General features: G+C 42.0%; 9 protein-coding genes. 1 reads left to right on the top strand and 8 read right to left on the bottom strand.

The genetic code is table 11. From position 1 onward, the window contains the following. Nucleotides 1-4: 4 nt before the first annotated feature. The 8 genes from HDE70_RS22585 to miaB form a co-directional block, all read right to left on the bottom strand. Nucleotides 5-5386 (bottom strand): PKD domain-containing protein, encoded by a 5382-nt coding sequence (locus HDE70_RS22585; protein ID WP_183891907.1) that lies wholly within the window; start codon nt 5384-5386, stop codon nt 5-7. A gap of 138 nt (nt 5387-5524) precedes the next feature. Then, nucleotides 5525-7165 (bottom strand): chaperonin GroEL, encoded by a 1641-nt coding sequence (gene groL / locus HDE70_RS22580; protein ID WP_068404075.1) that lies wholly within the window; start codon nt 7163-7165, stop codon nt 5525-5527. 50 nt (nt 7166-7215) lie between these two features. Continuing rightward, on the bottom strand, nt 7216-7509 hold the full coding sequence (groES, locus tag HDE70_RS22575; protein WP_041878207.1) for a co-chaperone GroES: 294 nt from the start codon (nt 7507-7509) through the stop codon (nt 7216-7218). Between the two features lie 222 nt (nt 7510-7731). Further along, on the bottom strand, nt 7732-8091 hold the full coding sequence (gene secG / locus HDE70_RS22570) for a preprotein translocase subunit SecG (RefSeq protein ID WP_183866191.1): 360 nt from the start codon (nt 8089-8091) through the stop codon (nt 7732-7734). Nucleotides 8092-8105: 14 nt separating this feature from the next. Continuing rightward, entirely contained in the window at nt 8106-9200 is a 1095-nt protein-coding gene (locus tag HDE70_RS22565; protein ID WP_221270566.1) for a hypothetical protein, read from the bottom strand. A 56-nt stretch (nt 9201-9256) separates the two neighbouring features. Next, nucleotides 9257-9766, bottom strand: a complete 510-nt coding sequence (locus HDE70_RS22560; protein ID WP_183866189.1) for an LptE family protein — start codon at nt 9764-9766, stop codon at nt 9257-9259. Between the two features lie 3 nt (nt 9767-9769). Next, complete coding sequence (locus HDE70_RS22555; RefSeq protein ID WP_111636255.1) at nt 9770-11005, bottom strand: sigma-54 interaction domain-containing protein; 1236 nt, start codon at nt 11003-11005, stop codon at nt 9770-9772. Nucleotides 11006-11041: 36 nt separating this feature from the next. Further along, a complete protein-coding gene (gene miaB / locus HDE70_RS22550) occupies nt 11042-12475 on the bottom strand; it encodes a tRNA (N6-isopentenyl adenosine(37)-C2)-methylthiotransferase MiaB (protein ID WP_183866188.1) in 1434 nt (477 codons plus the stop codon). Nucleotides 12476-12659: 184 nt separating this feature from the next. Here miaB and HDE70_RS22545 point away from each other — a divergent pair, with 184 nt between their 5' ends. Next, nucleotides 12660-14438 carry a hypothetical protein gene (locus HDE70_RS22545; RefSeq protein ID WP_183891906.1) on the top strand — a complete coding sequence of 593 codons (1779 nt, stop codon included), beginning with the start codon at nt 12660-12662 and terminating at the stop codon, nt 14436-14438. Nucleotides 14439-14450: the final 12 nt, after the last annotated feature.

Here is a 14450-nt window from a genome sequence, read left to right as displayed (position 1 = left end):
CCGGTTATCTGATTAAGTGGATAATTCCTGTTCTTTTCGGTGCTGAAGAATCGTAAGTCATCCCTTTCCACTCCATGCCGTTAATAAACTCCACATCGATCTTCCAAAAGTATACACCTTGCGGAGCTTGTTCGCCCTTGAATAACCCGTCCCAGCCTTCAGCCGGCCGGCCTTCGTCGAGTTTAGTTGTTTCCCACAAGTCCTGTCCCCACTTATTGAAAATACTCATCCGCCAGTTTTTAATCCCCGATCCTTTAGCCTTATAAATCCGGAGTTCAGGCGTTTCACTACCGGGCATAAAGGAATTAGGCAGAAATAAATAACCGGGTACACCAACTACAGAAACTTTTTTGAAAGTGGTAGAAAAGCAGCCTTGTTGATTGGTTACTCTTAAGGTAACTACATAGGTTCCTGTATCCAGATAGGTATGAGAAGGGTTTTTCAGGATCGAAGTTTGTTTATCTCCGAAATCCCAGAACCACACTGCCGGGCTGCCGGTACTCTGATCTTCAAATCTGAAAGTATAATCCGGGATGTTAATCACCGTTGAAGGAGAGACGTTAAACTGAGCAACAGGAGGAGGGACGATATGAATATAATCAGTCAATACCGAAACATTGGAACAGCCTAAGGTATTGGTTGCTGTTAAGGTAACTGTGTAAAACTCCTTGCTCCCATCAAAAGTATGTTTAGGCTCGAATTCGGCGGATGTTGTGCCATCTCCAAAATCCCATAAATAACTGATCCCGCCACTACTGGTATTTTTAAACTGTACAACCAGTCCAGGGCAACCCAAAAGGATATCACCATTAAAGGCTACAGCTGGCTGAGGAAGGGCTTTGATAGTTTCGGTAGTTGTGGTGTCGGAACATCCGTTTGAGGCCGTCAGCTTCACTGTAAAGGTTCCTGAACTTGTAAAAGTATGCGCCACAACTTCAGGTGCAGACCGGGTAACCAAAGTGGTTCCGTCTCCAAAATCATATTGAAAACTGCCTGCCCCTTTACTATTGTTATAAAAGTTAACTTTTAACGGTGCACAACCTTCTTTTTCATCTGCATTGACTACCAATTCTGGTAAAATGGTATTCGGAGAAACCCGGATGGTATAAGAGGTTTCTTCCCTTCCGCATTCATTCTGAGCGGCCATTTTTACGATGTACTCTTTGACAGCTCCGGTAGTGTAAATATGTTCCACAGGTGATTTGTCAGTTTTGGTCAGTAATGTTCCGTCTCCGAAATCGAAATAATAGGTATTGGTTCCTCCGGGAGAAGTATTGCTGAACGTTACCTTCATCGGAGAACAGCCCACCGTTTTATCAGGAGAGAATAAAGCAATGGGGCGGGCCTTTACAAATACGCCCGAAACTACGGTAACCTTTCCGCACGAAGTTGTTGCAGTCAGCGCAACTTTATAAGTGGTATCCTTACCTAGTGGATCTGGCTGGAAAGTGACTTGTCCGGGCATTACCTGGGTGGTGGTTACTCCATTTCCAAAATCCCATAAGAAAGTCGCATTGGTCAAAGAAGTAGAGGTATTGATGAAATTGACTTTCAGCGGGCCGCAACCTTCTTTGGCGCTTTGTGTAAAAGCAGGGACGACGTTCTCAATCGTACTAAAGGTATGGCTGAATTCATCCTGTGTACAACCCAGACTACTGGTTACAACCAGTTTAATCACAACAGTAGCGTTACTGATTTTCATGGTATAACCGGGAAAATTACTACCTGTTCCAATTTGCACACCGTCAGCATACCACGTATAAACAGCGTTGCGGTCTGGATAAGTAACAGCTGTTATATTTAAAACAAATGGAATACAGCCATTATCCGCGGTGAAAGTATATTCGGCTTTCGCATTCGGTTTGACGGTAATTTTTACGGAAGGACTGATACTTTGTAAAGCTCCGCTACAAACTTGTGTACTTACCACACGTCTGTAAAAGATGGTCGTGGTTAATGCTTGTGGCTGGTAACCTGAAAATACGGCACCGCTAATGTCCGTCCATGCTGCATTATCAGTGCTGGATTGCCATTGATAATTAAAGTGACCATCAGATCCTGTAGGCGTACTGCCTGTCAATGCAGCAGGGATTAACCCGGTACAGATGGTTTGATCGGCAGCAATTGTATTATTGCTGATTGGAGGTTGCGCGATTATGTGGATTATGTTACTGGGCATAGGACAGGAACCGCTGGTTACCGTTCTGCGAAAACTTAAAGTCGATAAGAGTTTGAAATTTAAATCTTTGGAGGTCTGGCTGCTGATCACGTTCCATGTAACTCCATTGTCGGCGCTGCTTTCCCAGAGGTAAGTATAAGTCCCGTTTCCTCCGGTTGGTGTATCACCTGTGATGTCAATCGTTTGTCCATAACAAACTTCAGTACTGCTGCTGGTAATGGTATTGCTGATTGGCAAAAGATTATTGATCGAGACTTCTGCCGTTGTTGGTGTACAGTTTGCGGCGCCTTTGATTGTCCATTTCAACACATATGTCTGGCCTGGGATAAGCCCGGTGATTAATGTTTGCGGGTTTGACGGATCAGCAATGACCAGCGTTCCGGAAACCACAGACCATTGCCCGGTTTCTCCTGTTTTAGGTATATTCCCGGCAAGCGATGTACTTGGTTTTGCACATAAAGTTTGTGCAGGACCGGCATTGGCAACCGTAATTGGTGCATCAACTTTAATAGTAATTGTGACTGGTGTTCCCTGGCAGCTTGCTGTGGAAACCGGGGTAATCGTATAAGTTACCGTTCCCTGCGCCGCGCCGCTGTTCACTAAAACATCCTGAATTGCAGTCACCGCAATTGGAATGGTTTGATTTGTATTTCCGGTGACGCCGGCAGTAGCAGTACTTGTCCAGGTATATTTGGTATTCGCTATCGTAGAACTCAGCATAATTCCAGCAGCTTCGTTTCCGCAAATCACAGGTTGGGCTGCGGTTGCTGTGACTACTGGTATGGGCGTAACCGTTACGGTAAAAGTATAGGGTACGCCATCACATCCATTGCTTTTTGGGGTAATCGTATAGATGACTACAGCATTGGTTGTCGTATTGGTATTGGTGATGACCTGATTAATTGGGCCAGACCCCGATGGTGAAAATCCGGTGGCCATCCCGTCGGCATTAGCAGCTGTCCAGGTAAAAGTACTACCAGTTACGCTGGATGCAGGTGTATGAAAGGCTGTCTGGCCTGAACAAATATTCTGGGTCGTATTTGTGCCTATATTGTTAGGATAGATCTGTACCGTGAGATTCGCTTCGACTTTTGCGCAGGGCTCAGGAAGACTGGTTTGAACGCGTAATATAACAGTTGCAACTCCGGAATTGCGTTCAGCAGCAGTAGGGGTGTAAGTGGTAATTAAATTCACTGGTGCAGAGAATACACCTCCATTACCAATCCATTCAAAGGTGGTATTCGGATTATTATCAACGATAGTTCCGGTTAAACTAATCGCTGAATTATAACAAATCGGGTTAGCAGTGGCAGTTATTTCAGGTTTCGGTGATTTGGAAAGTGTGATTTTCTGCGTTTTTATTGTAGTTCCGCAATTGTTCGTATGGGTCAGTGTTACCGTATAAGTAGCGTAATCGGCAAAATTTAGCGTTGGATATTTAGTATTCGGGCCATCAGGTGATACAAAGGTGTAATTTCCACCGCTGACTGTCCATGTATAAGTTCCGCTGAGTTCTTCTGCTGTTCCATTCAAAGTGGTTTGCGTAGGGCCTGCGGTAGGATTAAAAGTATAATTTCCAATGGCGCATAATGTTTTGTCTGGTGACAAGGTGGCTTCTGGTTGAGTATTGACTACAATTTTCTGCGGGGCACTGGTCACCGTACAGGTTCCGGACTGAACAGCCAGCGTTACATTATATACCCCGGTCTGTGTAAACTTAAATTGTGGAGTTGCGGTATTCGCATCAAAGGTTACTCCTGCTGCCGGAGTAACTGTCCACGTATAAACGGGGCCGGCATTAGGACAAGTATTATCCAGCACAGAGGTATTAACTGGTGTTAGTGTTCCCGGATTCAGACAAATCACTGCATTCCCCAGTGTAAAGGACGGTTTTGGCGGATCCTGCACACAGATAACTTTCTCTGCATCCTCCGCCTGGCAATTGCCATTGCTTTTTGAAGTCATGCGGATCACATGTGTACCTTTTGTGGTAAAAACGGGGCTCGGTGGTGGCGTGGCAAAAGTAACATCTGTCAACACTCTGACCCCATCTACATACCACGTATACAACACCAGATTATCATTACAGCCCGTGGAATTCTCATTAGGGTTTTGTCCGGCAGTAGATTGATTGCTTAGCACCACCCGGTCGCCCACGCAAACTACAGATGGCGCATCAAACTTGTTGACCGGTCTTGAAACTACTCTTGCTGTCGTGGAGATACCTGTCCCAACTGCGCCGCAATACGGACTGGAAACCTGAACATTGATCCCAAAGGCATTATAATTGGTTTTATTACCAGTGGTATAAGTAAACCCGCACGATGATTCAGTAAATGTATGCTGTACCTTATTGTTGTTTGCTTTGATATCACAAATGGTATACTCGTCTGATTTATGATCTCCCCAATCTATCTTATAGGTATTACCCGGGAAATTAGCCGCGATGCCAGTCAGTTTATTAACTTCCACACCATATTCAAATGAACCGACCGGATAACAGACCGTATTACCGCTGGTTGTCGAAAATGCGGTGATCGCAAGGTTATTGATCAGGAAATAGGCTTGTGTACCTATAGTCCCATCTGGTGAAGTGGCTTTCACAAAAATTGTATAGTGTGCCTGATCTGCTGTAAAGCTGTTCAGTTTAGTTGCGGCAGAATAGGTTAGTACGGCCGGAGCCCCTGGATTTAATTCATTATTAATTGTGGCGGTGACCGCATCGGTTGTGGATTCATTGGTAAAATTGAATTCCGTACTTGCTGCGCTGTTACAGGAGCCAAAAGTTAGCGGATTAGTACTTATGGTGGATGCTACGCTGCTGAGTGCAGCCGTGACCGGGGTTCCGGCCTTAATTTCAAAAGGAGCTGACAGATCAGTACTCAACGCAGGGTTTGAAGATTTAACCCTTAATTTATAACCTGTGCCGGCTGGTGTACTTACTGGTATAACTCCGTTGACAAAAGTAGAGTAGAATCCATTATATGTATCTAGTGTAATTTCATTGCCTGCGGCATTGACTAAAACCAGGCTAAACGTATTACCAATCTTGATACAACTGCTTTCTCCAATATTAAAAGTGGCGCTTATGCTTGATCCGGGCGTATAAGGTCCTCCATCCACCGTTCCAAGAGCCAGCTGAGCATTGGAATGAAAGGATATAATACTAAGGAAGAGAGCGAAAAAGACAGTTAGAATTTTCCTCATATTGTATCGGTATATCAATTTAGAAAATAGAATCTATTTTTCCAAACACCTGCCTTACAACGAGTTGAATTTTCTAAAGCATAAAAAAACCTCCAGTTTTAAGACTGGAGGTTTTAATCAGCGATTAACAGAATTGACTTACATCATTCCGCCCATTCCACCGCCACCCATAGGAGGCATAGCAGAACCTGCTGCATTATCATCAGGATCATCAGCTAATACGCACTCAGTTGTTAATAACATCGCTGCGATAGAAGCTGCGTTTTCTAAAGCTACACGACCAACTTTAGTTGGATCGATAACACCTGCACTGATTAAGTTTTCATAAACATCAGTACGGGCATTGTAACCGAAATCACCTTTACCTTCTTTAACTTTTTGAACTACGATAGAACCTTCAATACCTGCATTCTGGCAGATTTGACGTAATGGCTCTTCGATAGCACGTTTAACGATTGCAATACCGGTAGTTTCGTCTTCGTTAGATCCTTTCATTCCTTCTAAAGCTTCGATAGCACGGATGAAAGCAACACCACCACCAGCAACGATACCTTCTTCAACAGCCGCACGGGTTGCATGTAAAGCATCATCAACACGGTCTTTTTTCTCTTTCATCTCTACTTCAGAAGCTGCACCTACGTAAAGAACTGCAACACCGCCAGCTAATTTAGCCAAACGCTCTTGTAATTTTTCTTTATCGTAATCAGAAGTTGTAGTTTCGATTTGAGCTTTGATCTGGTTAACGCGGGCTTTGATATCCTCAGATGAACCAGCACCGTTAATGATTGTTGTATTGTCTTTATCAACAACGATTTTCTCAGCAGTACCTAAATAAGTAAGGTCAGCATTCTCTAATTTGTAACCTCTTTCTTCAGAAATTACAGTACCACCTGTTAAGATAGCAAGATCTTCTAACATTGCTTTTCTACGGTCACCAAAACCTGGAGCTTTAACAGCAACAACTTTCAGAGAACCACGGATTTTATTCACTACTAAAGTAGCTAAAGCTTCACCATCTAAATCTTCAGCGATGATCAATAATGGTTTGCCAGTTTGAACTTGTTTCTCTAAAATCGGCAACAATTCTTTCATGTTGCTGATCTTTTTGTCATAGATCAAAATGTAAGCGTTTTCTAATTCCGCTTCCATTTTATCAGCATTAGTTACAAAGTATGGAGATAAGTAACCACGGTCAAATTGCATACCTTCTACTGTTTTTACTTCAGTTTCAGTACCTTTTGCTTCTTCAACAGTAATTACACCATCTTTACCTACTTTACCCATTGCCTCAGCGATCAAAGCACCAATAACTTCGTCATTGTTTGCAGAGATAGACGCAACCTGTTTGATTTTGTTATTGTCTTCACCAACAGTTTGAGACTGAGCTTTTAAGTTTGCTACAATAGCTGTAACCGCTTTATCGATACCGCGTTTCAAATCCATTGGATTTGCACCAGCAGCAACGTTTTTAATACCCGCTGTAACGATCGCCTGAGCCAATACAGTTGCAGTAGTTGTTCCGTCACCTGCAATATCAGCAGTTTTAGAAGCAACCTCTTTAACCATTTGAGCACCCATGTTTTCGATTGGGTCTTTCAATTCAATTTCTTTCGCAACAGTAACACCATCTTTCGTAATTGCTGGTGAACCGAATTTTTTATCAATAATTACGTTACGTCCTTTTGGACCTAAAGTTACTTTTACTGCATTAGCCAAAGTATCAACACCTCTTTTCAGGGCGTCACGGGCTTCTACGTTATATTTTACTTGCTTTGCCATTTTTAACTTTTTTTTAATATTTGGTGAGATTCGCCGGGTTAAACCAACAACTAAAGAACTGCGTAAAGATCAGTTTCACGCATAATAAGATACTCTTTACCTTCAAAAGTAATTTCAGTACCTCCGTATTTGCCATATAAAACTACATCACCAACTTTAACGCTCAATGGTACTAAGTTTCCTGTTAACTCGGCATATTTACCCGGGCCAACTGCAACTACTGTTCCTTGCTGAGGTTTTTCTTTAGCTGTATCCGGGATATAAATACCCGAAGCAGTTTTTTCTTCGGCAGGAGCAGCTTCAACAACTACTCTATCTGCAATGGGTTTAATGTTTAAAGCCATAACTTAATTATTGTTTTAATTTAAAGGTTAACGTATAAATTGTATAATAACGTTAAAGCCACATCAGTTTTTATGCCAAGGGCCTTTCGGTTGCCAAATTTACACAGGCTTGTCAGCTAATAGATTAAGCGCCTATTTTTTTTGTGTCAGACTGGCAGGGATAAACGAAAAAAGCCCGTCAGATTTATTTTCTGACGGGCTTCTGAACTCCTGTAAAAGAGCTTATTTTTTTGGTGCTTCCGGCGTAGTCGCTGGAGCAGGAGTTGTAGCTGGTTTAATACCACCGCCAATTGGAGAAGGCGTAGGTGTTTTATCCAATTGTTGCTGAATTTTAGAATCTCCGCCGCCAGTAGCTCCGGTTGATCCTGTTTTTCCAATAGCAGTAATTGCCAGTGAAATCACAACGACTAAAGTTAAAAGAACCCAGGTGCCTTTTTCAAGTACATCACCTGTACGTTGTACACCGAACATATTGCTTCCCGACCCGCCTGTTGCCAGACCACCGCCTTTAGGATTTTGTATTAAAACAAACAGGCCTAATGCAACACAAATAATGATCAATAAAATAATTAAAAAAAGCATAGTATGTTAAATGGTTAAATTTTCTTTTCTATAGATTGGATAAGGTCGGCAAAGTAACGTCTTTTTTCTGGAAACTTCAAACTTAATTTTTCATAAGTATCTATCGCCTTGTCGTAAAGCATTTGCTCGATATAAATATTGGCCAGTGTTTCGGATACGAGGTCATTCTGATCCTCTGCACTTTTCTTCGCCTTGTTTTCATTGTCGATCTGCTCGGGTTTAGGGGGCAGGATCTGCGGGTCATTTTTGATAAAGCTTTCGATGATCTCCGCATCTTTGGTCGCTGGCCTTTGCTGTTCTTCGGTGCCCAGTAAAGCTTCACTTCCGGTCAGGTGGCTCTGTATATGGAAAATATGTTCTACATACTGCTGCTGTAATTCCTGAGCGTTATTTGTTTTAGGTAAAGCATAAGGCTGAAATATACTCTGATGCTCTTTACGGGTTTTGGCCAGCCACCATAAAAAGGTGTATGGCAGGTTTTCATCATGATAATTGCTGACCTGGCTATTTTCTACTTCGGCCGCTGCCTGAGCTTCATGCTCTTCAATAACAGGTGCATCTGCAACCGGCTGCTGCTCGTGTTGTGGTTCAGCAACCTCTGTTGTACTGAAGTTTTGTTCAAAAGCGAAGAAATCTGAAGAAGCAATGCTTTCAAAAACGAAATCATCTTCCAGGGAGTTCCTGCGTTCAGGAGTTTCGGCTGTAACTGCTGTTTCAGCATCCGGATCTGAATTTCTGAATGGGCGGTAATTGGTATGGTCAACTTCAGCAATCTCCTCAAACACCTCTTCCAGCTCATCAAAACCTTCCTGTTCATTCTCTTCTCTGATCCCCGGACATCCGTTGACAATTAAAAAGGTAACAGGTGTAGTTTCTTTTTTAAACAGAAACTGGTGTAAAATCGAGCCGTTGGTATAAAGAGAAGCCTGTACAAGCTGATTTGTGCTTTTTGCCCTTTGTAAATCGGCTTTGGCCAATAATAAATGCAAAGGCTGATAATATGGATAAGTCTGCAACAAATCGCTCAACATAGCCGTATGCTGCGGAGAAGCCTTTTGAGGGTCCGCAATTAATTCAGCAAGTTGTTGTTGTATATCTTTATCCAGCATCACGAGGCTAAGTTAACGATTGAAATTCATTTAATATACCGGTTTTTCCGGCTCTTTTACCATTGCGCAAAAGCCCTGTTGAATATATCTTCAGTAAGCTGTGCGTTGATATCTTTATTTAACTGGAGCTGAAGAGATTCCAGGCTCTGACCTCTCATGTCAAAGTCTTTAAACCGCTCAAATGATTCTTCAAAACTTTGTTTAGGATTCAGGTTGTTGGTGTATTTTACACTTACTTTAATCGTCAGCCTGTTTCCGCCCGCACTTGGCGCATTGTTATTCTGAAGGGCGATAGGGCGGATGTCATAACCCGTAATCCTGCCTTCAAAAACTGCATCAGCATTACTCTGGGTAACCACCAGGCGGGTTTGATTCCGGATACGCAGTTTTAAGGCCTCCGTAAAATCTGCACTTAATGTCGGGATCACCAATGGTGCATTATTTTCAAAATACGACACCGCTACCGTTTTCATTTCTGCGGGAATAGAGGCTCCGTTTAATTTTACTGAACACGAATTCACTAAGGTTGCCAGTGGCAGCAAAAGCAATAAACAGATTCTTTTCATGACCTAATTTAAATTGAGTTCTTTGATTTTTCTATACAGCGTACGTTCCGAAATTCCCAGTTCCTGGGCTGCGAACTTACGTTTGCCTTTATGTTTTTTCAGTGCTTTTTTGATTAAATCAGATTCTTTGTCAATCAGAGAAAGGGATTCTTCCACTTCTTCTGCATCATGGGTGTAGTTATAGTCTACAGGTGCATTCTGAGGAGATTTTTTAATCATGAAAGTGGAATCATTGCTCACGGTCTGATCTACTTCCTGGTAAAGCTGGTTGATATAATGCGGGTTTTCCTCCATAATATGTGAAGTATTTCCGCCACTCTGAATAATCTCGGCAACCAGTTTCTTCAAGTCCATCATGTCTTTTTTCATGTCAAAAAGAACTTTATAAAGGATATCTCTTTCAGAAAAATCTTCTTTATTACTCCCATTATTTAATGCCATTGGCAAATTGCTGCCTCCTTCATTCGGAATATAGTTCAATAAAGCACCAGCAGTCACGTTCCTGTCTTTTTCCAGTACACAAATTTGTTCTGCGATGTTTTTAAGCTGTCTGACGTTTCCAGGCCAGCTGTAATTGCTCAGCATTTGTATCGCATCCGGTTCCAGGTGGATACCCGGACTGCGGTATTTATCGCTGAAATCAGCAGAAAACTTTCTGAACAGCAGGAAGATGTCTTCTTTACGTTCATGTAAAGCAGGTATACGCAAAGGCACAGTATTTAAGCGGTAATATAAATCCTCACGGAACTTACCTGATTTTACCCTGTTATATACATCTACGTTTGTCGCTGCAATAATACGGACATCAGTCTTTTGTACTTTAGAAGAACCTACACGCAGGTATTCTCCACTTTCCAGTATTCTTAATAAACGGGCCTGCGTACCTAAAGGTAATTCCGCTACCTCATCCAAAAAGATCGTTCCTCCGTTTGCCACTTCGAAATATCCTTTACGTGCTTCGTGAGCACCGGTAAAAGAGCCTTTCTCGTGTCCGAATAATTCTGAATCTATTGTGCCTTCGGGAATGGCACCACAGTTTACGGCAATAAAAGCACCATGTTTACGGGTACTCATCTGGTGGATAATGTGTGAAAATACTTCTTTTCCACTACCACTTTCCCCAGTAATTAATACTGACATATCCGTTGGCGCTACCTGCCTGGCAATATCTATAGCACGGTTTAAAAGTGGAGAACCACCAATAATCCCAAATCGGTTTTTAATATCTTGTACGTCCAAAATAATTATATTTAAATTCTCACTGGAGTATATTTTTTAAGCTGTAATTCTGCCCAGTAGAGTCGCTGATGTACAACGCTCAATAATGACATTTACGTATTGCCCTGGCTTTACATTTTCTACCGCCGGGAATACGATCATGGCATTCTGGTCATTTCTTCCGCAAAGGTCTTTATCAGACTTTTTAGAGAAACCTTCTACTAAAATGCGGACTGTTTTTCCTACAGATTTCTCTAATCTGTAATGAGAAGTAGCCTGTTGTTTCAATAAGATTTCCTGTAAACGGCGTTTTTTCACGTCTTCCGGGATATCATCTTCCAGTTTTCTTGCAGCCATTGTTCCTGGTCTTTCAGAATAACTGAAGCAGAATGCGAAATCGTAACCTACATAATCCATCATGGATAAGGTTTCCTGGTGCTCTTCTTCAGTTTCTGTGCAGAAACCAGCGATAATGTCTGTAGAGATTGCGCAATCAGGAATGATATTTCTGATGGCATCAATCCGGTTGATATACCATTCGCGGGTATAAGTACGGTTCATCAGGTCCAATACCCTGCTGCTTCCCGATTGTACCGGTAAATGGATATTGTTACAGATGTTATCATATTTTTGAATGGTATGCAGTACTTCGTCTGTAATATCTTTTGGATGTGAAGTCGAGAAACGTACACGCAATTCAGGGCTGATCAATGCTACTTTTTCCAGTAACTGGGCAAAGTTGACCATAATCTCAGCGCCATCTTCGGCTTCGGCCGTACCTTTCCACTTGTAAGAATCTACATTCTGTCCAAGCAGGGTCACTTCTTTATAACCGCGGTCATGTAAATCCTGTGCTTCAGCAAGAATAGAATGCGGATCACGACTACGTTCACGCCCTCTTGTAAAAGGAACTACGCAGAAAGAGCACATATTATCACAACCACGCATAATCGAAATGAAAGCAGTAATCCCGTTCCCGTTTAAGCGGACCGGACTAATATCTGCGTAAGTTTCTTCTCTGGATAACAAAACGTTGATTGCTTTCTGACCATCACCTACCTGTTCTATCAGTTGTGGCAAATCGCGGTAAGCATCAGGCCCGACAACCAGATCCACCAATTTCTCTTCTTCAAGGAATTTAGATTTTAAACGTTCTGCCATGCAGCCTAAAACCCCGACAATCAGTTTAGGGTTTTTACGTTTTTCTATACCGAACTGTGATAACCGGTTACGGACACGCTGTTCTGCATTTTCCCTGATCGAGCAGGTATTGATAAAGATTGCGTCAGCTTCCTGATAATTACCTGTCGTCTCAAAACCCTGATCTAACAGGATAGAGGCAACAATTTCACTATCAGCGAAGTTCATCTGGCAACCATAACTTTCAATGTATAGCTTCCTCGCATTAAGCAGTTTTGGGGCATCAACAATCAGAGCTTCACCCTGGCGCCCTTCATCATGTGTTTTGTCTGTTAGCTGTAAATCGATCATAAATGAGTAACATTCTTAAAGGGACAAAAATACTAAATTTAATTTGTAAATGACAAATTGGCAGCATTTAAAAATCAGGTTCAGCCTGATATTTGCCCCTTTTAGACGCTGTATTGACATTCAACGTTTCAAATATCAAAAACATTATAGGCCATTATCTGTAATATTAGTTAAATACAGAAATATGACAGTTAATGGATCAGGGAATAAGAAAATATGGAAATGGCTCGCTGGAGTACTTTTAGCCCTGATTGTTAGTGTTGGTTGTGCATCGCTTTATTTCAGTATGCAATGGAAACCGATCCTGAGCAAAAAAATTAAAGAAGTGGTTTCCAAAGGCTCAGCTGATCTGTATAAAATTGATTTTAAGGATATCCACCTCAATCTGCTAACCGGAAGTGTAACTGTTGACAGTATTTTACTCTCGCCAGATACCACGGTTTTTAACACAAGAAGGAAATTGGGGCATGCACCAACACACTTATTTCAGGTAAAGCTGGCGCGTTTAAGATTGCGCCATATTGGGATATTTGAAGTCTGGCTTCATAAAAAGATACTAATGAATGATATTATTCTGGAGAATCCTTCGATTAATATGATTTATAATAAAGTTGATAAAAAGCCGGATACCATTAAAAAAGATAAGCGCAGCCTTTATGAGCTGATTTCAAAAACGCTTGCCGCTGTCCGTATAGGAGGAATTAAAATTGCAGACGCTGATTTTGATTATATTAATGGAGCGGATGGCCGTTTACTGAACTCGGTGAAACATTTGAATGTTCAGATCAGGGATTTTAAGCTGGATGAGACTACTGAAAAAGATACAACACGGTTTTATTATGCAAAAGATGTCTCATTTGAACTGGCAGGTTACCATTCTTTAACGAAGGATAAGCTTTACACAATGAAAGTAGATACCATAACCGGATCTGCAACCGGCCAGACTATCCGGATCAAGGGGTTTAAAATGATTCCGATGTATCCTGATCTTGCTTTCAGCAGGAAGCTTAAGGTTCAAAAGGACCGGTATGATCTGGTTTTTGGTGAAGTTGCTTTTACCGGGATAGATTTTGTGAAATTTAATACCGACCGGGTAATCCATGCGCAGAGTCTGAAAATCGGCCAGACTACAGCCAAAGTCTTCATGAACCGGGAGATGCCGCCGGGTGCCGCGAACAAGGGAAATAATTTTCCGCATATGGCTTTACAGCGGTTACCTATACCAGTTACGATTGACACGTTAAAATTAAATAAGGTGAGCGTTGCTTATACGGAATACAATCCGATGTCGCAGCAGCGTGGAACAGTGAACATTGACGAGTTGACCGGGAACGTGCTGAATGTAACCAATGACCCTTCTTCACTGGGCAGAAATCATTTTGCTGTGGCCGATTTAAATGCTTTAATGATTAAGGCTGCACGGCTGGATATTGTAATCAAATTCAATTTACTGGCTAAAAACGGAGCTTTTTCGTTTAAAGGGCATATTGGAAAACTGGATATGGTGAAGCTGAATCCGCTTGCCCAACCGTTGGGTATGGTGGAAATCGAGACGGGACAGATACAGAAAATAGACTTTGATGTTCAGGCAAATGAAAAGGGTTCTGACGGGACGATGCAGTTGTATTATAATCAGCTGAAGGTGAAATTACTGAAGGAGGGAGAAAATGGCAAACCTGTTCAGAAGAAGGGATTCCTTTCATTCTTAGCCAATACATTGATCATTAAGGATGAAAATCCGTCTAAGAACGGGGATTTAAGAACGGCTAAGATTCATTTTGAGCGGCCTGCCGGTGCTTCGTTTTTTAACTTGCTGTGGAAAAGTGTTTTTGTGGGTATGCGGGAAACCATAGGATTGGGAATTATTCCAATGCAGAGTCCGGAAAAAAGCAGGAAAGAAGTGGTGAATAAGTTAAAGGAGCGTCAAGTGAAAAAGGCGGAAAGAATTAACGGGAAGAGGTAAATGACTGGTTTT

The organism is Pedobacter cryoconitis (assembly GCF_014200595.1).
Classification (GTDB): domain Bacteria; phylum Bacteroidota; class Bacteroidia; order Sphingobacteriales; family Sphingobacteriaceae; genus Pedobacter; species Pedobacter cryoconitis_C.
Note: the sequence above shows the minus strand (reverse complement) of the source record. Positions and strands in the feature narration are given on the sequence as shown.